At 32.0% G+C, this 23,645-nt stretch carries 19 protein-coding genes; all 19 read right to left on the reverse strand.

Annotated elements, in window-relative coordinates:
* Positions 1–92: 92 nt before the first annotated feature.
* Positions 93–1,433, reverse strand: a complete 1,341-nt coding sequence (locus ABD715_RS07580) for a TolC family protein (RefSeq protein WP_344787540.1) — start codon at positions 1,431–1,433, stop codon at positions 93–95.
* A complete protein-coding gene (locus tag ABD715_RS07585; protein ID WP_344787541.1) occupies positions 1,426–2,541 on the reverse strand; it encodes an efflux RND transporter periplasmic adaptor subunit in 1,116 nt (371 codons plus the stop codon). Before ABD715_RS07585 ends, ABD715_RS07580 begins: the two co-directional genes overlap by 8 nt.
* 12 nt (positions 2,542–2,553) lie before the next feature.
* Entirely contained in the window at positions 2,554–3,798 is a 1,245-nt protein-coding gene (locus ABD715_RS07590) for an ABC transporter permease (protein WP_344787542.1), read from the reverse strand.
* A 2-nt stretch (positions 3,799–3,800) separates the two neighbouring features.
* Complete coding sequence (locus ABD715_RS07595) at positions 3,801–5,030, reverse strand: ABC transporter permease (protein ID WP_344787543.1); 1,230 nt, start codon at positions 5,028–5,030, stop codon at positions 3,801–3,803.
* Positions 5,023–5,724 carry an ABC transporter ATP-binding protein gene (locus tag ABD715_RS07600; protein WP_344787544.1) on the reverse strand — a complete coding sequence of 234 codons (702 nt, stop codon included), beginning with the start codon at positions 5,722–5,724 and terminating at the stop codon, positions 5,023–5,025. Before ABD715_RS07600 ends, ABD715_RS07595 begins: the two co-directional genes overlap by 8 nt.
* 128 nt (positions 5,725–5,852) lie before the next feature.
* A complete protein-coding gene (locus ABD715_RS07605; RefSeq protein ID WP_344787545.1) occupies positions 5,853–6,074 on the reverse strand; it encodes a hypothetical protein in 222 nt (73 codons plus the stop codon).
* Positions 6,075–6,109: 35 nt separating this feature from the next.
* Complete coding sequence (locus ABD715_RS07610) at positions 6,110–6,643, reverse strand: DUF420 domain-containing protein (protein ID WP_344787546.1); 534 nt, start codon at positions 6,641–6,643, stop codon at positions 6,110–6,112.
* A 43-nt stretch (positions 6,644–6,686) separates the two neighbouring features.
* Positions 6,687–7,430, reverse strand: a complete 744-nt coding sequence (locus ABD715_RS07615; RefSeq protein WP_344787547.1) for an SCO family protein — start codon at positions 7,428–7,430, stop codon at positions 6,687–6,689.
* Positions 7,417–8,139 (reverse strand): hypothetical protein, encoded by a 723-nt coding sequence (locus tag ABD715_RS07620; RefSeq protein WP_344787548.1) that lies wholly within the window; start codon positions 8,137–8,139, stop codon positions 7,417–7,419. The genes ABD715_RS07615 and ABD715_RS07620 overlap by 14 nt, the downstream gene beginning before the upstream one ends.
* 116 nt (positions 8,140–8,255) lie before the next feature.
* On the reverse strand, positions 8,256–8,636 hold the full coding sequence (locus ABD715_RS07625; RefSeq protein WP_344787549.1) for a cytochrome C oxidase subunit IV family protein: 381 nt from the start codon (positions 8,634–8,636) through the stop codon (positions 8,256–8,258).
* A gap of 59 nt (positions 8,637–8,695) precedes the next feature.
* Complete coding sequence (locus ABD715_RS07630) at positions 8,696–9,676, reverse strand: cytochrome c oxidase subunit 3 (protein WP_344787550.1); 981 nt, start codon at positions 9,674–9,676, stop codon at positions 8,696–8,698.
* A 137-nt stretch (positions 9,677–9,813) separates the two neighbouring features.
* Positions 9,814–10,395: a cytochrome c oxidase subunit 3 gene (locus tag ABD715_RS07635; RefSeq protein WP_344787551.1), complete on the reverse strand. Its 582-nt coding sequence runs from the start codon at positions 10,393–10,395 to the stop codon at positions 9,814–9,816.
* Between the two features lie 2 nt (positions 10,396–10,397).
* Entirely contained in the window at positions 10,398–11,291 is an 894-nt protein-coding gene (gene cyoE / locus ABD715_RS07640) for a heme o synthase (protein ID WP_344787552.1), read from the reverse strand.
* 211 nt (positions 11,292–11,502) lie between these two features.
* On the reverse strand, positions 11,503–13,602 hold the full coding sequence (locus tag ABD715_RS07645; RefSeq protein ID WP_344787553.1) for a gliding motility protein RemB: 2,100 nt from the start codon (positions 13,600–13,602) through the stop codon (positions 11,503–11,505).
* A gap of 121 nt (positions 13,603–13,723) precedes the next feature.
* A complete protein-coding gene (locus ABD715_RS07650) occupies positions 13,724–14,473 on the reverse strand; it encodes an energy transducer TonB (RefSeq protein ID WP_344787554.1) in 750 nt (249 codons plus the stop codon).
* A gap of 200 nt (positions 14,474–14,673) precedes the next feature.
* Positions 14,674–15,393: an energy transducer TonB gene (locus ABD715_RS07655; RefSeq protein ID WP_344787555.1), complete on the reverse strand. Its 720-nt coding sequence runs from the start codon at positions 15,391–15,393 to the stop codon at positions 14,674–14,676.
* A gap of 69 nt (positions 15,394–15,462) precedes the next feature.
* Positions 15,463–15,852 carry a VanZ family protein gene (locus ABD715_RS07660; protein ID WP_344787556.1) on the reverse strand — a complete coding sequence of 130 codons (390 nt, stop codon included), beginning with the start codon at positions 15,850–15,852 and terminating at the stop codon, positions 15,463–15,465.
* The gene (gcvH, locus tag ABD715_RS07665) at positions 15,824–16,204 is read right to left on the reverse strand and encodes a glycine cleavage system protein GcvH (protein ID WP_344787557.1); all 381 of its coding nucleotides are present in this window, start codon (positions 16,202–16,204) and stop codon (positions 15,824–15,826) included. Before gcvH ends, ABD715_RS07660 begins: the two co-directional genes overlap by 29 nt.
* A gap of 65 nt (positions 16,205–16,269) precedes the next feature.
* Positions 16,270–23,640, reverse strand: a complete 7,371-nt coding sequence (gene sov, locus ABD715_RS07670; RefSeq protein ID WP_425567956.1) for a T9SS outer membrane translocon Sov/SprA — start codon at positions 23,638–23,640, stop codon at positions 16,270–16,272.
* Positions 23,641–23,645: the final 5 nt, after the last annotated feature.

Raw genomic sequence — 23,645 nt, forward strand, 5'->3', positions numbered from 1 at the left:
TTTAATTAGATGATGCAAAACTATCACTTTGTTATGATATTTCCGCAACTAAAACTTTCTACTACAATATTTTTTAAGTTTTTATATTAAAACTATTTAGTTAAAGATTTACCCATATAAAAATCTAACACCTTAGTTTTAAAAACAAAATCGTATTTCGCATTAATTAAAGACGATTTCGCATTAATAAGTTGCACTCTAGTTTGCTCTAAATCGAAAGCTGTCATGTTACCAATATTATAACGCTCTTTAGAATTATTAAAAGATAAGTTTTGAGATTCTAAAGTTTTTTTTGCTGCCTCGTAAGCTTTAAAAGCTGCTTGAGCATCGGTAAAAGCACGTTGTACATTAGACTCTAACTCTAATTTAGCTTGTTCTAAGTTTAGCTTACTATTCGCTTCTCTAATTTGAGATTTTGCAACTGCGGTTTTATTTTGAAATCTTGAAAATATTGGAATGTTAACATTAACTCGAAAACTATGAGATTTTTGATTGTCTAACTGTTGTAAAAACGATGCTTCGTTAGCAGATAAATTTGTAAAAAACGCACTTGAGCCATACGAATAACCCCCAGAAACCGTTGGGTAAAATCCGCTTTTAGAAATTTCTGTATTTAATATAGAATTTTCAATATTTTTCTCGGCAACTTTAATTTCGTTTCTATGCTCTAAAGCATAATCTAAAATAGGATTAACATTGGTATACAAAAGCGCTTCAGATGGCGAATTAATTTCTATAATTTCTACATCGAACCCATTATAAGATACTTGCAATAGCTGAGACAATGTTAGTAATGCCAAATTAAAGTTGTTTTCTGCAATGGTAACCTGTTGCGCATCTCGGCTTAATGTAGCATCGGCATCGTAAATATTTACTTTAGGCTGTACACCCAAATTTACCAATTCTTTAACCTGAGCCAATTGTTTTGTACTAAACTCGTACTGCGCCTTTGCGGTTTCTAAATTTTCTTTATTAAAAAGTACATTTAAGTAAGCATTTACAACATTTAAAGAAATATCGTCTTTAATTCTATTTAACTCTAACTTTTGAGTTTCAAGATTTAATTGTGCTTGCTTGTGTAAATTAGTTAATCTAAAGCCATTAAATATTGTTTGATTTGCACTAACACCAATATTAGAACTATTTGCAGTTCTGTCTACAAACTGCCCTTGAAAAACCTCGGCATTACCTATAGATAGCGAATGCCCCATGCTACCACCTATAGATGGTAAAAATTGCCCTTTTGCTGCTATAATATCTTGCTGATTAATAAGTATTAAGTTTTCGTTTTGCTGTATAGATATGTTATGCTCTAATGCATGCGACACACACTCTTGAAGTGTCCATTTTTTTTGCTGAGAAAAAGCTGAAAAGCCAACTAGACAGCAAACTAATGCTAAATGTTTAAATCTGTTTATTTTATTTTTATTCATCTTTGTCTTTGTCTTTTTCTGATAGTTTATTCCAAACCTTAATTTTATCTCCTATTTCTACACCATCAATAATTTCTACATTTATACCGTCAGACACTCCTAACTTTACATTTTTCTTTTTGAACTTATCGTCTTCTTTTAGAATTTCGACAAAGGGTTTTTCAGAAATTCTATTGTATTGCAGTAAGGCTTCTTTAATACTTAAAACACTGTCTTTGTTTTCTATATCAATTTCTGCATTAGCACTGTAACCTGCTCTAATATTTACCGTAGAATCTATAACCACATTGGCTTTTATTGTAAATTGAACCGCTCCGTTTTCTTCTTTCCCTTTAGGGGCAACAAAAGTTAAAGTGGCAGGAAACTCTTTATCGTTAATGGCGCCAAGAACAACCTTAATATCTTTTCCTTCTTCTAATTTACCAACTTCTGCCTCGTCTACTTTACCTTCAAAAATCATAAGACTCATATCTGCAATAGTTGCAATAGTAGTTCCTGCATTAAAGTTATTACTTTGTATAACTTGGTCGCCTTCTCTAACAGGAATTTCTAATATTGTTCCAGATATTTGAGCTATAATATTGGTGTTTGCCGAATTACCACCAGAAATAGAACCTCGTTTTATAATTTGATAATCGTTTTGTGCTTGTGCGTAAGATTCTTTAGACTGATTAAAAGACAACTCGCTACTCTCGAAGGTTTGCACAGAAATAACACCTTTATCAAAAAGTTTTTTATCTCTATTGTACTGTACTTTACTATTATCGTAAGATAGCTTAGCAGAAGCAATTCTACTCTTAGCACTTACTAAACTTTGCTCGTTAGGCACCACTCTAATTTTTGCAATTAAATCGCCTTTTTTAACAACATCTCCTTCTTCAACAAGAATTTTATCTACAATTCCAGAAATTTGAGGTTTTAATTCAATTTCTTCCTCTGGGTTTAATTTTCCTGTTGCTACCGCTTTTGTATTTATCGACGTATAAAAGGGTTCTTCTACAGCGTAATCTACTACGTCTTTAGAGTTTGAATCTTTAAAGTATTTTAATACAAAGATTAGTAATACAACTACAACTAGTCCTAAAATAATTTTTACTGCTTTATTCATTTTTTTGATTGTTTATTCTTCTCGTAATGCTTCTATTGGTTTTATACTTGTGGCTTTAAATGCTGGAATTAACCCTATTAATGTTCCTAAAACAACTAATATAATTAAGGCTATAAATACAACTGCTATAGATACAGATGCGTTAACTATAGTGGCATCTGGACCTTGGCCAAAAGCTGAATCTAGACCTATTAAAATTAACCCGCCAGTAATAATTCCAAAAATCCCTGCTACTAATGTTAAAAAAACTGCCTCTACAACTATTTGCCTTTTAATCTCATAAGGTGTTGCTCCCAAAGCTCTTCTTACTCCTATTTCTTTGGTACGCTCTTTAACTGTTATTAATAATATATTACCAATGGCAAAAACACCTGCAAATAGGGTTGCAATGCCTACAAACCAAGTTAAAAACTGCATTCCTGTTAAAAAGCCTGTAACTCTTCCAAACTCTTTTCCTGCATTAGCACTGCCAAATGCACGATTGTCTTCTGGGTGTATATCGTTTAAGTTTTTTAATAATAGTTTGGCATCCCGTTCTATTTGAACGATATTATATTCTGGTTTTCCAGTAATCATCATCCAACCAATACGATCGCCTTGATTATAAACTTGCTGAAATGTAGTAAACGGAATATGGATTTCTGTAGAAGGCCCCATATTAATTGTAGATGTTTTAAAAACCCCAACAACCATAAAATTGATATCATTAATTTGAATATAGTTTCCTACTGCTTCCACATTTTTTTGAAACAGTTGCTTATATATTTCTTCTGATATAACAGCTACTTTTTTTCTACTATCAATATCACTTTGGTTAATAAAACGACCGCTTATTAATCTCTTTTTTTCTACAACATCTAACAAAGGGTAATCTCCAGCAACTAAAAAGCTACCAGACATTAAGTTTCGAACTACATCTGTGTTTCTTTGGTTTCTGGGCACTACAAACTCAATACCCTCAATATTTTCTTCTATTTTTTTAGCATCGGTTAAAGATAAGTTTACACGTCTCCCTTCTTGAAAACCTTTAAACGGTTTACTTGTACTTTGCCCCCAAATAAATACACTATTGGTTGCAAAATCACCAAATAAGCGATTAAAAGAGTTTTCTAATCCCTTTGCAGACCCTAATAAACCTATAAGCAACAATATGCCCCACCAAACACCAACCATGGTTAAAACAGACCTTAGTTTGTTTTTACTAAAGCTATCATAAACTTCCTGCCAGGTATCTCTTTCGAATAAAAATCTTAACATAATTAGTCGTTTCTTAAGGCTATTATTGGTTTAATTTTCGATGCTTTTTTTGCAGGTAAATATCCCGCAATAGCTCCTGCAATTATTAAAGTGGCAGTTGCTCCTATTACTAAACTATTGCTTACTCCTGGATCTTTTATAAAAAAGTCTTTTAAACTAGGTTCTGCTAACTCTAACACACCAACACCTATTAACAAACCAACATAACCAGCAATGGTGGTTATAAGTATAGATTCTATTAAAATGATAGAAACAATAGATTTAGGTGAAGCTCCAAGTGCTTTTCGTATTCCAATTTCTTTGGTACGTTCTTTAACTATAAAAATCATAATATTACTAATACCTACAATTCCTGCAATTAAAGTACCAAAACCAATAACCAGAATAATAACCGTAAGCCCAAAACTCATTTGGCTTATAGCTTTAGTGCCTTGAGCCATATTACGAATTCTAATAGCTCTTTGATCGCTTTTAGCAACCGAAAATCTATTCTTTAATTTTTTAGTAAGTAACGTACTAAACGACAAGGCCTGATCGTAATCCATATCAGGGTTGTAAGTTAAATTTATCTGATTGATGTAATCATTATTACCATAAATACGCTGTGCTGTTGTTACTGGCATAAAAATCATACGCTCTTCGTTATCGCCTCCATCATCATGAAAAACGCCAACAACTTTATAAGGTATTCCGCTTAAATTAATATACTTACCTAAAGCTTTTTCTTTAACAAATAAATCTTCTTCTACTAAACGCCCAATAACAACAATTTTAGTACGGTTTTCTAAATCATTATTATTAATATAACGACCAGATTGCATTAAGGTTTTTTCTATATATTGATGCTCTGGATGCACAGCTCTTAACGGATAACTATTTTGTTCGTTTTTATAAGAAGCGACTACATTTTTATATATTCTTGCAGTAATAAACTCTACTTTATCGCCAAACTCTTTTTTTACATAATCGAAATCTTCATTTTTAAATTGAATACGTCTACCAGCTTGAAGGCCTTTATGCGCTTTAGTTGTTCGTCCAGAATTAATAAAAATTGAATTTGAAGCCTCGTCTACAAAAGCTTCAGAAAACGTGTTTTGCAATCCGTTTGCTATTCCAAAAAGTATGGTAAATAATAAAATAGCAAAAGCCACCGTAAAACCAGAAAGCAAACTTCTGGTTCTATTTTTATTTATACTTTGAAAAATTTCGCGCCAAAGGTCTAAATCAAACATATTGCTCTGCTCTAACTTGATCTACTTTTTTATCTTCCATAATAACACCATCGCGTAAACGTACAATGCGTTTACACATGTTGGCTATATCTTCTTCGTGCGTTACCATTAAAATGGTTTTTCCTTCATCGTTTAAAGATTGAATAAAAGCCATAATTTCGTGAGACGTTTTGGTATCTAATGCTCCTGTAGGCTCATCTGCCAATAAAAGTTTGGGATTTGCTGCCAAAGCTCTAGCAATAGCCACACGTTGTTTTTGTCCTCCAGAAAGCTCTTTAGGTAAATGTTTAGCCCAATTTGCTAGGCCTACTTTTTCTAAATGGAACAAAGACAACTCTTGTCTTTCTTTACGTTTTATACCTTGATAGTATAAAGGCAAAGCAACATTCTCTAGTGCAGTTTTGTAATTTATTAAATTAAAAGACTGAAAAATAAAACCTAAAAATTTATTTCTGTAAACAGCTGCTTTCTTTTCTGTAAGGTTTTTAATAGGTAATTCGTCTAGAATATAATCTCCAGAGTCGGCTTCATCTAACATGCCAATAATATTAAGTAATGTAGATTTACCAGAACCCGAAGAGCCCATTATAGCTACCATTTCACCCTCTTCTACAGAAAGGTCTATACCTTTTAAAACATGCAAACTAGAGTCTCCTATTGCATAGGATTTGTGAAGTTGATTGATTTTTAACATTCTTTGATTGATTAGTTAACACTATTTATTTTAAGAGCTTACCTCAAATTAAATAGCACAAGCTTAATGTTCTTTTACATTAGACTTTCTTTACAAAGAAATGTTACAATATTTATTATAAAAAAAATTTATTCTTTTTTTAACTTAAAATATTTACGGTAAATAAAGAAGCCTAAACCACCAACTAATATATACGGTATAGCCATTAAATACACTATACCATTATTAATACCCTCTGCTGTGGTTTGTCCCTCTTCGCTTTCTAAAACCGCACGACACATAGCGCACTGCGCATTTGCCTTTATAAAAAAGAGAAACGAAATAAGAAAAAAGAATACCTTGTTTTTCATAATGCAGATTATTAAACCATGCTTAAAATAACTTTTTAAACATAATAAGGTGAAATCATTATATAAACAATAACTCCAGTAACTGCCACATATAACCATAATGGAAATGTTATTTTGGCAATTTTTTTATGTTTTTCTATGCTATTAGTTATACCTCTAACAAATGTTATTAGTACAAAAGGAATAACAGCTACAGATAATAAAATGTGTGTTATTAATATAAAATAGTAAATATATTTAATAGTGCCTTCGCCACCGTAAGTTGTCGAGTCGCTTGTCATATGATACAATACATACAACACCAAAAACACAACAGAAAGCGCTATAGCAAATTTCATTAGTTTTTCGTGTGTTTGTCTATTTCCTTTTTTTATTTGTACTACCGCTAAAATTAAAACTAGAGCAGTAAGCGCATTAATAGTAGCATAAATTGGTGGTAAAAAAACAGGCAATTCTAAATCTATTTTTACACCAAAAAGAATGGCTACGGCCAAAGGAATTACTACAGATAATACTATAATTAACTTGTTATATTTTTTTTCGTCTAAAATTTGATTGTCTTGGCTCATAATATATTAATTAGATTTTTAAGAGAAAGGTTAAAAAAAATAATTACTCGTTTAAAAGTTTTCTAATATCTTCTTTTAAATCGCTTATTTCTTCTTTAGCACCATCGTCATCAACTTTTTCTGCTTCAGATGCAATACCTCTATAATATATAATAGGATTACCATGCGCGTCTTTTCTAGAACGAATAAATCCATTTTTATCTATTAAAGCAAAGTTACCAGAATGCTCAAAACCACCAGCAGCACTTTCTTCTTCGGCTGTATATAAATTAAAACCTTTGTTAGATAGGTTATATATAGCTTCTTTATCGCCGGTAAGAAAGTTCCAATTAGGATTTGTAACACCGTGTTTCTGGGCATAAGCTTTTAAAACTTGTGATGTATCATGATCAGGATTTATTGTAAACGATGCTACTCCAAAGTTTTCAAAATCTTTAAATGTATTTTGAACCTGAACCAAATTGGCATTCATTCTTGGACAAATAGTTGGGCAAGTAGTAAAGAAAAATTCTAAGACATAAACCTTACCTTCATAATCTTTATTGGTAATTGTTTTACCGTCTTGGTTTGTAAACGAAAAAGCAGGTACTTTTTTGGCTTCTCCATTAATTTCTATAAATGCTAAGTTAGACGGTTTAGATTTATTGTTAGCTTTAAAATCTGATCTGCTTTCGTTTCTTGTTACGTCCTCAGCAGTAATTCTATCTACAATTTTTGGTATAAAATAAATTCCAAAAACTAAAATTACAAATGCAATACCTATGTACGAATAATTATTTTTCTTCATCACTATTTTTTAAATCACTTGCTCTTCGGGTATCCGAGTTAAACTCACCTTTACGCTTTTGTCTGTATTCTGTAAATAAAATACGCATATCCTCGCTCATTTTATTTTTAATTTCTGCTACTTTTATACAGTTAAAAGAATACAATCCATAAATGGCCTTATTTTTTTCTAATTCGTTATCTGTTCTATCATCTAAACGCCCACGTTGGTTTAAATCTTTATCTATAATATAAACATGATCTGTAGAAAAGTCGTGCCTTAATGTTACTTTACTTTTTAAACTACCAAATACACCTCGAATAGTTTCTGGCTCGCCAAAAACAAAATGCCAAAATCTAATGTCTTGATAAGAACTTATTTCTTCTTTAAGTTGTTTTACAGCTTCCTCTGTTCCTTTTGGCATTACAATTACCACTTGAAACTTTTTAAAACCTTTAAATGTATCATAAACCAATTCTTTTAGGTTTAAGGCTGTTGTGGCTTTATCCATAGGATATTTACCAAAAAAACCAAGAACTGTAATGTGGTCTTTTAAAAGAATAGTTTCTTCTGTATCAGATGTAAAACCGTTTAAGTCTAATACCGACTCGTTAACAATATCTAAAGGCGTATAATTATGTGTTGCCGGATACAAAAACAATAAAAAAGTAACAGGAAGAAAGAATAAAACTCCTAATACTACATATCTACCAACTTTCTTAAAATCCATTAAATATTTTCTTTTTTATATTTTGCAAAAATAAAAAAAGACGGTTTAAAAACCGTCTTTATATATCTTATTTAACACTTGTTTTGAGCTTATTCTAACTCAAAATTATTAGTTAATTAAAAATCTCTTTTTATGTAACCGTTATCGTAAACTCTAAATACGTAACCACCTTCTTGTAGCAAGATAAATATTAGGTATAAAATTAAGAAAATACCTGTCCAAACAACAGCTCTTCTTAACCCTTTAGTTTCATCACGCATATGCATAAAATCCCAAGTAATGTAATATGCTTTTACAATAGTTAAGATTATAAAAATCCAGTTAAGTGCTTTCATACCTAAAACCATAGATTTTCCCCATTCTGGCTTAATAATACCCAAAATAACTTCTATTGCTGTAACTATACTTAAGAAAATTAAAACTCCCCAAATTTTTTGAGTATTAGATTTAAATTTTACTAAGCCTCTAAATATTTCTAATTTATGTTCTTGTGCCATTTTAAATGCTTTTTTAGATTTCTTTTATCAAAGAAATGAAAAGATAAACTTTTATATAATTAAACTAGGTAAAAGAATGTAAATACAAATACCCATACTAAATCGACAAAGTGCCAGTATAAACCAACTTTCTCTACCATTTCGTAACTTTTACGTTTTTCGTACGTTCCTAATACTACATTAAAGAAAATAATAATATTTAAAACAATACCAGAAAACACGTGAAAACCGTGAAAACCTGTAATAAAGAAAAAGAAATCTGCAAATAAAGGCGAACCATACTCGTTTACATGAAGGTTTGCACCTTCTACAACTACTTTACCATTGCTTTTTAATTGCTTTAAAGACTCTGCTCTAGAAAGTACTGTTTTCTCACCTTCTTCGTTTATTACTTGTGTTCTTATTAAAACATTTTCGTTAGCTTCTAAACCATGTATAACCTCTTCTACAGTATAAGTTGGTAAAGTGCCTTCTCCAACAAACCATAAACCGTTTTTACTTTCGTGTTGTGTTCTGTCCACATGTGTATCTGCTACAACAAAATCTCTAAGTGCTACACGTTTACCATCTGTATCTACAAACTGAAGAATATTTCCTCCTTTAGTTTGTACTGCTCCAAAATCTCCTTTAATAAAAGTGCCCCACTCCCAAGCTTGAGATCCAACAAATATAATTCCACCAATAATGGTTAAAAACATATAAATAGTAACTTTAGACTTGTTTAAATGATGACCTGCATCTACAGCTAATACCATAGTTACCGAAGACATGATAAGTATAAACGTCATAAACGCTACATATATCATAGGATAATTACCATGAAAAAACGGAACGTGTGTAAACACTTCGTCGGCAATTGGCCATGCATCAATAAATTTAAATCTTGAAAATCCGTAGGCTGCTAAAAAGCCTGAGAATGTTAAGGCATCCGACACGATGAAAAACCACATCATCATTTTACCGTAACTTGCTTTTAATGGCTCGTTTCCGCCATTCCAAGTTTTACCTTCTGCTCCAGTATTTGCTACTGCTGTACTCATATATAATGGTTGTTATTTAAAAGTTGCACAAAAATAATCATTTTATTTTTCTAATGAAGCATCATCCAACAAATTTTAAACACATTAGAAAATGTTTAAAAAGATGCGTGCTTAATCATTAATAATTCAATAATAATCTATCTTACAAAATATAAGAATAAAAACAGATAGACCCACAGTATATCTATAAAGTGCCAAAATGTAGCAGCCAATTCTAAGCCTAACATTTTTGTTGCCGAATACTTTTGTTTAAAATGATTATAAATTACAACCAATAAACAAATTAAACCAACAACAACGTGCAATATATGCACCATAGCTATTAAATAAATGTAAGACATGGTTACATTACTTGTAGGTCCTGTAAAATTATATCCTGCATCTATGATTTGCTGAAAGCCCGAAAACTGACAAAACACAAACACAATACCCAAAACCAATGTAACAAGTAACCAAATAGATGTTTGTTGTCTATTCGTCTTTTTTAAAGCTTGTTTTGCTAAAATAAAAGTAATACTACTTAAAATAATAACAATAGTACTTATTAAAAAGCTATTTGGTAATTGAAAATCTTTTAACCAATCTGGTCTAGAACTACTTACCACAAAAGCACTAGTCCAGCCTGCAAAAGACATAATTAAAGAAATAATACCAAACCATAGCATCATTTTTTTTGCTCTTCCTTTTTTTACTTCTAAAGTACCTTGAGTTAAATCCATGCTTATCTTATAAATTTATCTATTACATAAACAATTTGTACCAATGTAATATACAATACGCTTGCTAACATTAATGTTTTAGCAGCTTTCTCTGTCATTTTTTTAAACAATTGAATAGCATAATACAACATGCCTAATCCTAAAATAAATACTACAACAGCAGCTATAATAGACAATTGTAACCTACCTGTAAAGCCAAAAACAGGGATTATAGACACCAACAATGTCCAAATAGTATACATTATAGTTTGCACAGCTGTGCCTTTATCTTGTTTTCCTGTTGGCAACATAAAAAATCCGCCACGTTTATAATCTTCAAACAAAAACCAACCAATAGCCCAAAAATGAGGGAATTGCCAAAAAAACTGAAGTGCAAACAATGTTCCTGGCTCAATACCAAAATCGTCTGTAGCAGCAACCCAACCTAACATAAACGGTATAGCGCCAGGTATGGCTCCAACAAAAACTGCTATAGGTGTTTTTGTTTTTAAGGGTGTATACACACAAGTATATAAAAATATAGAAATAGCGCCAAACATGGCAGTTTGCTTATTAATTGTATACAATATAGCAATGCCCAAAATGGTAAAAACTAAAGCTATAATAAAAGCAGTAGTAACAGACATGCGTCCAGAAGGAATTGGCCTATTTTTTGTTCTGTGCATTAAAGCATCCAAATCTTTTTCAATAATTTGATTAAATGCATTAGATGCTCCCACCATAAAATAGCCACCAAAAGCCAATAATACTAAGGTTTTATAATTTACTGTATCTACGCCTAATAAATATCCAGCAAGAGATGAAAACACAACGCTTAATGCCAATCGCATTTTTGTAATTTCTTTAAAATCAGAAATAACAGAAGGTGTTGCTAATGAAGAATTTGAATCACTCAAAGTTTAATTGTATTGATCGCTTTTAAATGCGAGTGCAAAGATACTCTATTATAGCATTTCGAGCAATGCTTTTATTAGGGAAATTAAAACACTTATAAAACAACACATATTTGGGCGTTACCACAAGGGTCGGGCTATACGCTACAAGTCCTCGCTTCGTGCCTTCGCTGTGGGCTTTTCGCTGCTATCCCTAACGCAAAAGTTAAACGTATTAATTATCGAAATACCAGTTAAACAAATCAGTCCTTACACCAAAATTAAACCAAACCGTATCGCTTTTAAAAGTAGACATTGTAGTTGCGTCTGGGTTAAAATTTCTTACCGTAATGTCTGTAAACACCTTTAAATTAGATGCTGGATTTATAACATAACCAGCTTGCAAATTGGCGTTAAAAGTTTTTGCACTTAAACCTTGACCTACTTCTACTCCGTTATTAAAAGGACGATCATTATAATCTCTATAAATATCGCCACCATAACTAAAATTATCTGTACCATCGTTAAAATCTAACCCACGATTACCAACAACAATTTTTGCATTACCAAACCAACGCTTATAATGGTAACGTCCTATTAAAACAGCTTCGCTAAAATTTGCACCCCATAAATGTGCCATAGATTGGTTATTGTGCCCATAATTTAAAACAATAGTGTTATGAGAATATGTATAAGGTCGTACTCTATTATACTCAAATTGTAATAATAAATTATCTACATTAAAAGCATTGAAATATTTAACGCCTAATTGGTAACCAAACTTATTTTTCCAGCTTTTATCGCCTGCTTTTACATCGCTTAAAGAGAATTCGTCTAAAATAAACTGACTATAAAAATTAATATTATCATTCCATTTGTACTTAGCCGATGCGCCTAAAAGTGCATTTCCTGCGCCTTGCCCTGTTTCAAACTCAATGGCTCTATAAAATATAATAGGGTTTAAATAATTAACATCAAAACCCCTATCGTTAGTATTTGTCCACAAAACAGATTCGAATAAACCTATGTTTAATTTCTTAGACACATTCCAACTCAAGTAATGATTAGCAATATATTTAGTCAAGAAAGCCTTATCTACAGTTGCTGCATCTCTTACATCTTTAAGCCACATCCAAGTATTGGTGTACTTAATTTTCCAAAACTTGGTATTTAATTTTAAAAAAGGGTGCGGACTAGCAACATCGCTTAATAGTAAAGACCTGTAACCGTCTCCTATAAAATTTTTACCATGCCCAAACTGTATATTAATAAACTTAGCTGGCGAATAAGACATGTAAGCCTCGGCCACAGGATAATCGTAAGAGTCTGTTTTAAAACGCTTGGCTATACCACGACCAGGAATAATAGCTGGATCTGGACCAAAGGCCTTTAAAGATTCGGCATATTCGTTTACATAACGTGCAAAACGCCCTTGACTTTCGTAAACCGTAGAATAGAAATTAAAGTTTTTACCCAAACCTCCTTGCACAACAAACCCTCTTGTATTGTTGTAAGTTGAGCCAAAATCGGCATCAGTATCTTTTCCAACTTGTAAATCTAAAATTGGATCTACAGTAAACCAATAATCTTTAGCTTGTAATTGCACTAAATGCTCGTTCCAAAGTTTGCGTTCTACCCAAGAATCAGCATCTTTTTTTAATTTTTCTTTTTCAGCTTTAAAATCATAATATTTAGAAACTTCATCATATAAAAAAGGCTTAGATGCAGTATGACTATTCGTGCCTACAACATTCATGTTTCTATCAAACTTAGCATATTCGCTATGTACAAACGGAATATTTAGTTGACTAGAATATGCCTTTCCTGTATAAGGTGTGTGTACCTTTATAACACTATCGAATTCTGTTTTTGCTTGTGCCTCTAATTGCGATATTTTATTTATTTTGCCTAATGTCTTTGCCTTCGCTGCTTCATTAACAAGTGGTATTTTTATAGCTAGCGAATATTGTGTAAACGTTGGCTTACCATTATATGTGCCTGGTGTAATTTTTGGTAACTCGGCAAAAACTCTATCTGTTTCTTGTATTAATTCCTTATACATACCATCTACATAAATGGTTTTAAACACACCTTCTTTATCTACTTCAAAAAGCACGACAACTTCTCCTTTATATTTTTCTTCTACAACATTTTGTGGCACCTTAAAATTATTAAAAATAAACGTGTTTACTTCTCTATCAAAACAAAGTCTTAACGAGTCTATTGAAGATGATTTACAATTTGGAAAAACTGGAGATTTCTCGATATAAGATTTATTTTGAGCATATAAATTATACTGAATAACCAGTAAAAGTAGAACTATGAATTTCTTCATAAAAATTAAAGTAGAGATTTAATTAAAGCCGAAAGATACTATATTTTTAACAATAGAAACATCAAAAAAAGTCGCTATCTATACAGATAACGACTTTATACATATTAAATTATAGCGTTGTTTAATGCTCTACTTTAAATTTAATTGGCAAAACATACCTAACACCTACTGCCTTGTCTCGCTGTTTACCCGGTTTCATTTCTGGAATGCTATTAATAACGCGTTCTGCTTCACTTTCTAGTTTTGGATGAGACGCCCGCGTTTTAACATCTTTAATGTTACCTGTATTATCTATAGTAAATTGTGTTTGAATACTTTGTATACCAGATAATCCTAAATCTCCTGCCAAATCGGTTCTAAATTTTTTTTGAATGAGTTTTGTTAATTTTTCAGACATGCATTTTTTACGTTGCGAATTCGTTTTTTTGCTTTCGCACCCCGGATAAATGGGAACCTGCTCTATAGTTACAAAATCTACAATAACATCTTCAGGAATATCTTCTATATTATCTAAATCTCCAGGGTTTATAGGTTTCTCCGACGTTGTATCGTCTTCTTCGGTTATAATGTCTAAAGCTTTTAAAACTTTAGTATCATTGTCTACAATTTTAGGTTCTTTAGTTAAAACTACCTTTTTAACCTCTTTTTGCTTGACTTCTTTAACAGGCTCTACATAGATTTTAAACTCTTCTGCATGAGGTTCTGTGTTGTCAATTAAATCTACAACCAAATCATCATTGGATAAAGTTGCTGCTTCAAATTTCATTTCAAGCATACCATAGGCAGCCATTAAGCATACAATTAACCCTATTTGAAAGTAAAGGGTTGAGTTTTTTTGTAAATTCGCATCATGCTTTTGCGATTTTTTCACGATTTGCTCATTTTGCCGAATGAGTTCGTGAGTCTTCTTTGAAGTTCTCATAATTATTATTATTTAAAATGTTAATATTATGATAAAATAACAATAAGCATACCAAAAAAGAAAACCCGTTACATAAATGTAACGGGTTTTTAATTTTTATAATTTTAAGCTATAATTAAGTAGTATTTAACTGCTTAAAAGCAAGTAATTTAATCTTGTACTTGAAAAATAATTGGTAATGAATAAGGAACTGTTACTGCTTTACCACGTTGTTTTCCTGGTTTCATTTTTGGAAGCATACCAATAACTCTAGCAGCTTCTTTTTCTAATCCTGGATGTGGAGCTCTTGCACGAATACCTGTAATGGCTCCTGTTTTACTAATTTTAAAGATTACATTTATACGTTGTCTTCCAGATAATCCTAAATCTGAAGCTAACTCTGTATTAAATTTTCTATTTACAAATTTTGAAATTTTCTCAGACATACATGCTTTTTTCTTAGCATTACTACCTTTTTCGCAACCTGGAAATACTGGTACATTTTCAATTACAGAAAATGGTACTTCTATATCTTCTTCTATTTCTGCTACTTCAATTTCTTCAACCTCAACAATTTCTTCTTCTTGGTCTGTTTCAGTAGACTCAATTACAGTTTCTTCAACCTCTTCTTCATCTTCAACAATCTCAATAACTTCTGGAGCTGCTGGTGGCGGTGGCGGTGGCGGTGGTGTTTGTAATTGCTCTGTTAATGGAATTTCTTCTTCAAGCTCTTCTTCCATATCTAACATACCTATATCAATAACTGCCTTATCGTATGTTTTATAATTAATCGCATAATTTGTTAAAAATAACATTAATGCTAAACCAATTGCAAAGTATAGTGAACTGTTACGTCCAACATTGGCTTTAGGATTTTTTTTAAGTTCCATATTTTATCTGTTTTAGAGGATTGCTAAAATAACTATTTATTTATCAAAAATGCAAACGTTTATATATTTTTAATAAGTAATTCTGTTTTTTACTTTTAAAACTAATGCGGTTATTAATGCTCCTAGACTATTGGCTAAAGCATCATAATAATCAAAAGATCTTACTGTTGTTACTGTACCTTGTAATACCTCAATAAGTATACCATAAAGCACCGCAACTATAACAGCTACTAATATTGCTTTTTTCTTTGCCCAATTAAACTTTAAAATAAAGGTATACACCCATAATAAAGTAAAAACGCAATAGGCTAAAAAATGAAATATTTTATCGCCATGAGAAACACCTACATCTGGTAAATTTCTTAGCGATATTAAACACACAGTTAGCAAAGCAAGTGTATACAGTATACTTGCAAAAAATATAAGATTTTTAAGCACCAATAAGCGCTTTATAGTCATCTGCAGACATTAAACCTTCTACTTGCTCTGGATTAGATATTTTTACTTTAATCATCCAACCTGCACCGTAAGGGTCAGAATTTACAGTTTCTGGTTCGTCTTCTAAACCTTCATTAAACTCAATAATTTCTCCTGAAAGTGGTAAAAATAAATCAGAAACCGTTTTAACAGCTTCAACTGTTCCAAAGATTTCGTCTGCTTCTAAAGTTTCATCTAAAGTTTCAACTTCTACATAAACGATATCTCCTAATTCACTTTGGGCAAAGTCTGTAATACCTATAGTTGCTATGTCTGCATCTACGCTAACCCATTCGTGATCTTTTGTGTATTTTAATTCTGAAGGAATGTTCATTATTTTATTTTTTAATTAGTCTAGCAAATGTATTTATTCAAAATATATTATCAAATTAATAATTACTAATTTCCAAAATTGTAACGTAAGGTAAATCCTGATCGTATAGTTGTTTGAGGAAACGCTGTAGATATAGCATATTCTGAGAACGAATAATCGAAATAAAATATACCTGTTAGGTTTTTACTAAACGAATAATCTGCAGAGTATTTTAATCCCCAAATGGTTTGCCCTGAAGTTACTTGATTGTTTTCAAGATCTAAATACCTTATAATAGTTTTATTATCTCTAACAGAAATATCTGCTTTCATATTTAAATCGCTTACAATACGTTTTTTAGGACCTGCCAATTGCGATTTAATACGTACATCTTTTATGCGATACCCTAAACCAAAAATATATTCATTTCCTTGAATTTCGGTTAGTAAATTATTATCAAAACTTAAAGATAACATTCTGTCTTTTTGAATTTCTGCTAGAATTTTAATAGAATTTTTCATCTCAAAATCTATTCTTACTAACGGACTGAACATCTCGGACAAGTTAATATTACTGTACAATGTTTCGTTTTTATAATTACCAGATTGATCTTTAGACTCTGCTACTTGGTTGGCGTCATTATAAGCTAAGGCATAGTTTGGAGCGGTATAATCTAAGTTTGTTTGAAATTGATTAATGGTATAAACCGAACGGTAACCATGCGTTACAGAAAAACGTTTAAAACGTTCTTTAAACCATTTCATTTTCATGAAACCTGTGTACTTTAAATCCCAGTTAGGTATTGGCACATCTCTAAATGCTCCTAATTTTACATCGTTAGCATCTTTACCTGTATAGGCTGCTAAAAATGATGGTAATAATACTGCTTGGCTATTTTTACCAAATCCTTTTGGGTAACCTTCGTCATCTACATCGTTAACATCTGCTCCTTTTTCTGCTGCCAAACGTCTTGCTACTGTTAATCTATTATCTCTAAAATCGTTAAAAGCATCCGATGTTACTTCATCACTTTTACTAAATGCTGTTTTAATTAATAAGGTTGATATATTAAAGTTTCCAAAAGTATTGGGTGTTAAAGCATTATACTCGTAACTATTACCTACAACATCTACTCTATAATTCTCTGTAAAGTTTTCGTAGTAAGCTCTATTAGCAACTAAATCTATCTTTAAATCTTTAACAGGTTCTAGGTTTGCAGAAACATCTAATTGTTTAGTATGTGTTTCTGTATATTGCTGGTTAAATTCTGGAAAAACAGTTAACCAACCTCGTCTTGCTGCCAAATATCTAATATCACTTTGGCTTCCAAATGTATATCCTAATGTTGGTTTTAAAGTTCCAACAAATCCTGGTGACTGTAAATAACCTGGTAAAAATGTTCCGTTGTTTTCAGAATAGTTAAGCGTTATTCTTTTTATACTCGTTAACACATCTATACCAGCATTAAGTAATTTGGCACCTGCCTTATTTTTACTTTTTGGTTTTGATTCTTTTTTCTTTGGCACACCTGGAGGACTTCCTGGTAAAGTTCTAGTTCTAGTTCTCGTTCTAACCGTTCTTGTTGGCTTTTTTTCCAACCCTACGTATTTGTAAAACTTTCTCATGTCCAAATTTGCATTAATATTATGCGTATTGGCATTTTGGATGTTATTTCCTAAATCGTATGTGTTACCTTCAAATTCTAACGCTCCGTATAAATCAGATCCCTTTTGCCATTGAAAATTACCACTATATTGATAAGTAGCATCTATAAAACTAAAGGTTGGTATTTTATTTAAAGGCAGTTTATAAGTAACACCTAAATCTTGATTTTGCCTATTAGGATCTCCAAAATCTAAGAACCCATCCCAAACATCTAGAGTTGGATCTTGCTCTCCGTTTACAATATTATCTTTAAAATAATTACGTACAATGTTATTGTTTGCAGCTGTAAAGTTAAATTGCAACGATTTTGTTAGGTTGTAATTTATAGTATACTGAAAATCGAACGTGTAATTTCTTCTAAACAATTCTTCTATACCTATATTATCTCCACCTAAGTCAATCTCTCTAAACTTTTGCTTGTTAAATTGTCGGTTAATATCTGTATTAATAGTAAAACTTGTTGGTAATAAGTTAAAATTAAAATCTTTTAAAAACTTCCAATACTTGCCTTTAAAAATAGAATCGTTCTTTTTAAATGGTTCTATAGGCACCGGATTAAAATTAAAAGCATAATTTGCCCCTGCTCTTACTGTTTTGTTTACAGCATTTTCGATTTCGAAATCTCTATGCTCCATTTTGTTATACGAATAATTGAATGTAAAATTCTCTACATCGTAAAAACGCGGTGTCTTATCTGTTGTTCTTGTTTTTCTTACCCCTATAAAGTTGATGCTTTGGCGCTTTGTATAATCTTCTGAATTTTGTTTAACCTCTTCTCTATCGACAGCTGTTTCTGCTGCATTTAAACGTGATTCTAAAGTTAAATCCTTGTAAAACTGATCGTATTTAGGTGTAATAGTTTCTTCGCTTTGTGCATAATTAAAAGGGACTTGCACACCCCATTTTTTAGGTAATAGTTGCCCAACATTAATATTAGTTACAACATCGTATTGCTTTACATCTTCTAAACTACGTTGACTTGGACCTTGCTCTATAGTACCAAAACCAGAAGTACTGCGCCTTCCTGTAGCGCTAATATTCATAAAATCGGCCACATTGGTATCTACACTTAAAACTGCAGCCCAACCACCTTCGTTATCCATGTCTGATAAACGTAATTCGTTAAACCAAACTTGGGCACAAACAGGAGATGCTGCTGGCGTATCGCCTGCAACAGCATTTTTTACACCTACCATAAGTGTACGTATATCTCCAAAATTAGGATTACCCTTTATGGCCACACGATGCTGCCCAACAGTATATGGTGCAAACTCATTTGTAGCAAATACATCGTCTCCTATAACATCATAAAAACTAGCCTCTCCATTTGAAGGATTGGCAATAAGCTCTGCTTTAATTTTACCTAAAACATCTATAGTTAAGTTTATTTGATTTTCTTCTGGCCAGACTTCATTTTCGTTTGTAGATCCCTTTGCCGATTTCTGTAAAGGCAATTCTATTTGATAATAATTCTCGGTTAAATCGTTACCCATTCTTATAAAACCAACTAAGGATTTATTAGGATCGCTATCAGATTCGTCATTAAAACCATTTCCTTCTTCCTCTGCATGTATAAACATTCTTAAACGTTTATATTGGCGCATATCAACATTTAAGTTTTTATAAACACCACGAGAATCTTGCGATTCTAGATCGCAAACATTTACAACTAAAGATTGTTCGTTTTGACGCACAACCGTATTGTTATTAAATAACTCTTCTTGTTCTATCCCAGGCGGCACAACATAACTACCTTCGTTTTCTATAGTACCAATAATACCTACAGAAAAATCGGTAGCATCGTCGTCTGGGTTATCTTTGTTAGCTTGTAAAGTTTGTTTATAACGTCTCCAATCACTTCGTACTAAATCTAACGTTCCAAAACGAAATACTGTTTTCTCTTCAAATTCTTTTAAATACATTCTAACAAAACGAATAGATCTAAAATCTGTAATACCTCCATACCTTTTATACATTTGATTTCTAGGATTAGAATCGTCATCAAATCTATCTAAAGGCACGTCAATTGGAATTCTTACTTGATACCATCTTACATCTACTCTGTCTCCATTGGCAAGTGTACGAGGCTGTACTTTAATGTCTGTTAAAAATTCTTTAAACGTATTAGTATCTGGTATTTCATCTATATCATTAACCTCTGGAAACGAAGCTCTACTTATATCTAATTCGTATTCAAAATAGCTATCAATCGTGTTCATGGTATTATCACGATTAATATCCTCTACATCTGGTTGGGTATTTCCTGCTCTTTGCGTGTCAGAAAACGTATCTGGTGTATTGCCTTCTACCCCATTATATTTTTTATATCTCTCAAAAATATCTCCTTCTGTATTTAAAAAATAAGAATAGTTATCGTTTGATGGATCGTCTCCAAATCCTGTTCCAAATTTGGCTAACTCTTCGTTGTCATCATATCCATCGTAACCTACATCTTGGTTTACACGCTCTTCTCCTGTAGAATCGAATGCGTAAATTAAAGATTGGTTTTGTGGCACTACCGATCCAAAATCTGTTGGTAATAACCCGCTAATATCTCCGTTTTTTGGTAATCCGTTTTCGTATAATTTACGCCCATCTTTAACGATATCTTCAGAAATGTTACCTAAGTTAAACACTAACTTACCACCAGCGGTAGCTGCATTTGGGTTATCTTGAAATGGGTCTTGCAACCAAAACTCGATATACTCTACATTGGCTTGTTCTAAATCTGATGATGTTAATTGGCGTGTAATACCTGCCCAAGAGTCTTTTGGCGATGTTAAATCGTTTCCATTAAGGCCATAGGGTTGAAAATTGTAAGGCCCACGTTCTTCTGGGTAGTACGCTAAATCCAAAGTATTAATTACAGATATTTGACCCTGTACTAAATCTCTATCTGGAAAAAGCTCGTTTATAAACACACGACTAGTAAATAAGGTAGAAATATCGTCGTCTGATATTTCTCCTGGACGCTGATTACTATAAAATATAGGATCGATATTATACCAGTTTAACATGGCTCTATCGTAACCGTTTTCTATTCCATTACCATCTTTAACTTCATTTTCATCATTATTACCATCTACATCTTTTGGCCTACTGGATAAAAACCATGATTGTTGTGATTTTAAGTCGATAGCGTTTTGAGACCCTTCAAAATCGTCAACATAAGATGTTGCTTCTCCGTTTAAATCTGTTCCCTTTGGCGCTCCTGGTGCTAAATAAGCGAACTCGCCTCGAACAGATAAGTTTGATGGTACATCGGTATCTATATTTGGTAATTTATTTGCTAAACGTGTTAAAAAGGGCACTTCGGTAGCGTAGTTACCATTAAAGCCAAAAATGGTATTATTAATAGGTTCTGTACCGTAATTTGCTTTTTGAGTAAGTGGACGCTCGTTAAGGTTTAAAAGTGTTGCACCTAAAACAAAATCGTCGTTAAATTTATGCTCTACATTAATACCTGTAAAACGTTTTGTTTGCTGACCAAAGACTGCATTATTTTCTGTTGATACTTGAATTGGTGTGTTTGATGCTTTTAAGGCTTCGTCTAAAATTTGAACACGACCTAATTGATAATTTACTGTATAATCAATACCTTCTACCAAAACACGACCACCAGCTGTAACTTTTACAGAACCACGAGGTACGTTAAATGCACCTAAAGGAATACCGTCGCCTCCAGAGGATTTGTAACGTCCTTTTAATTGAAACTTATTCTTCTCAATTTCTTCTAACGCAGCTGTTTTTGTTTCTTTATAAAGAATATCGTAGACGTATTTTTCTTGATTGGCATTGGCATATTCGTCTGCCTCATAGTCTGCTTCATTATTATTGGGGTTACCATCATTATCTAAAATATCAAATAAATAACGCCCAAAGGGTTCTACTTTAGTAAAAATTATTTTTCCGTTTTGGGGCAATACTGTTAAGCCTGGTACAAAATCGAAAAAACCATCACCATTACTTTGCGGATCGTTATTGTAATTTAATTTATCTAAATTAAATAAACGTAGTAATGGTGTGTCTATTATTTCCTTATCATCACTTGTATTTGTTGTTAAATTATCGAATAAAGGAAACGGAGTACCATCTACTGGTTTTATAAAATTTAAAGGCGATGCTTCGTTATAAAAAATATTGAATTTAAAATCTTCTGAACTAAGGTTATAAGCCCCTGTGTCGTAGATATTCTTCATCATTAAATCCCATATGGGTTGATTAATGTTAGTAATACTACTCTTTAATAATTTTAAAACCAAATTTGTGTTTACAACTTGTGTTACTTGCCCTGAATTAGTATCGGTAGACACATCGGTAGCATTAACACCATCGTTAGCAAACTCACCTACTTGATACACTTTATCGCCTCGTGTATATTGAAAAGCTACAGCTAAAACCTCGTCGTTATTTAATCGTTGATTTAACGAAATATATCCTAATTGTGAATTAAAAACATACTCTTGACCGTTAATTAATTTTCTTGCATTTTCTAATTTGGCATAATCAAAACCTTCTTTTACTTGATTAGATAGTGGGCCAAAACCTTGTTGGGCAGTAGCAACATCTCTAATGGCTTCTGTTAAAATAGAGCCTGAACCAATAGTTGTTGGGTCGAAACCATTATTTCCATTGTCTGGATAAGCTCCTGGTGCAGAGTTTACTGGTACAGAAGACCCTAATTTATCGCTTTCACCTAAATCTTGAAGCGCAACGATGTTTCTAACATTCTCGGTTCTATTACTTCTATTTGTTATCCAAACCTCTAATCTTGTAATTTGTACACCTCCATTGTTTATAAACGGATAATTAACCAAGGCTTGGTCGTACTTGTCTCTAAAATATTGTGCTAAAAAGTAATGTCGGTTTTCGTCGTAATCTCTAGCAAAGAGTTCAAATTCCTCTAATGTCCCGCCACCTTGGGCAACCACAGTTGTAGCCTGCGATTTTTGTTCTGAAAACACACCTGTAACGGTGGTTCTTCCAAATTGTAATTGTGCTTTAACACCAAATAAACTTTGTGCTCCTGTAATTAAAGAACTGTTTAAAGGCATACTAACATTACCTATTTCTATTTTTTGAATGATAGAATCTTCGCCTCCACCGGCGGTTGGATCGAATTCTAATTTAATAAGATTTTGAAAATCGAAGGTAGATTGTGTATCGTAATTAGCATTAACTTGTACTCTAGTACCTACTTTACCTAATAAACTTAGACTAATTCTTTGATCGAAATCGAATGTAAAGTTACTTCTGTTTTTTGGTGAAAATGAAGGGTTATCTTGTTTTGAAAACAAAACACCTAAATCCATTTCTACAGACCCCTGCGGAACAACTTCAATTACATTACTACCAAAAATGGTTGAAAAAAGATCTGAATTAACATAAAACTCTGGTAATAAGTTTTTCTGTCCATCTTCTGTACCATTTTTTTTACCATCAAAGGCGTCAATCTTTTCTTTATAATAAGATTTTAAATTCTCTTTAGCCACCAAATCTTGAAACTCCTTTGGTGTTAAAATAATAGGGTAATTAATGTTGAATTCGCCTATTTTTTCGGTAAAAATATAACGATCTGTAATAGCATCATAAGTATATTTAGACTCTATACTAGAAGATTTAGGCATTTTTATTGTGCCTAAATTAAATCCTGTTTTAACTGAGTCTTTAGCTGGCTGCTGTGACCATACAGATAACGAACATAAGAAAACTAAAAGTAAAAAAGTGTTTTTAATGTACTTTACGCGACCTCTTATAATCGATTCGTATAAATTATAATTAGCTGTATTCAAATCTA

Source organism: Postechiella marina (assembly GCF_039538365.1).
Lineage (GTDB): Bacteria > Bacteroidota > Bacteroidia > Flavobacteriales > Flavobacteriaceae > Postechiella > Postechiella marina.

Coding starts and splice junctions, on each gene's coding strand:
- ABD715_RS07630 (WP_344787550.1), bottom strand. CDS start 9,676: ATGAGTACAGCAGTAGCAAATACTGGAGCAGAAGGTAAAACTTGGAAT.
- ABD715_RS07585 (WP_344787541.1), bottom strand. CDS start 2,541: ATGAATAAAGCAGTAAAAATTATTTTAGGACTAGTTGTAGTTGTATTA.
- ABD715_RS07620 (WP_344787548.1), bottom strand. CDS start 8,139: ATGGATTTTAAGAAAGTTGGTAGATATGTAGTATTAGGAGTTTTATTC.
- ABD715_RS07595 (WP_344787543.1), bottom strand. CDS start 5,030: ATGTTTGATTTAGACCTTTGGCGCGAAATTTTTCAAAGTATAAATAAA.
- ABD715_RS07600 (WP_344787544.1), bottom strand. CDS start 5,724: ATGTTAAAAATCAATCAACTTCACAAATCCTATGCAATAGGAGACTCT.
- ABD715_RS07580 (WP_344787540.1), bottom strand. CDS start 1,433: ATGAATAAAAATAAAATAAACAGATTTAAACATTTAGCATTAGTTTGC.
- ABD715_RS07590 (WP_344787542.1), bottom strand. CDS start 3,798: ATGTTAAGATTTTTATTCGAAAGAGATACCTGGCAGGAAGTTTATGAT.
- ABD715_RS07645 (WP_344787553.1), bottom strand. CDS start 13,602: ATGAAGAAATTCATAGTTCTACTTTTACTGGTTATTCAGTATAATTTA.
- ABD715_RS07610 (WP_344787546.1), bottom strand. CDS start 6,643: ATGAGCCAAGACAATCAAATTTTAGACGAAAAAAAATATAACAAGTTA.
- ABD715_RS07605 (WP_344787545.1), bottom strand. CDS start 6,074: ATGAAAAACAAGGTATTCTTTTTTCTTATTTCGTTTCTCTTTTTTATA.
- ABD715_RS07660 (WP_344787556.1), bottom strand. CDS start 15,852: ATGACTATAAAGCGCTTATTGGTGCTTAAAAATCTTATATTTTTTGCA.
- ABD715_RS07625 (WP_344787549.1), bottom strand. CDS start 8,636: ATGGCACAAGAACATAAATTAGAAATATTTAGAGGCTTAGTAAAATTT.
- ABD715_RS07635 (WP_344787551.1), bottom strand. CDS start 10,395: ATGGATTTAACTCAAGGTACTTTAGAAGTAAAAAAAGGAAGAGCAAAA.
- ABD715_RS07615 (WP_344787547.1), bottom strand. CDS start 7,430: ATGAAGAAAAATAATTATTCGTACATAGGTATTGCATTTGTAATTTTA.
- gcvH (WP_344787557.1), bottom strand. CDS start 16,204: ATGAACATTCCTTCAGAATTAAAATACACAAAAGATCACGAATGGGTT.
- ABD715_RS07655 (WP_344787555.1), bottom strand. CDS start 15,393: ATGGAACTTAAAAAAAATCCTAAAGCCAATGTTGGACGTAACAGTTCA.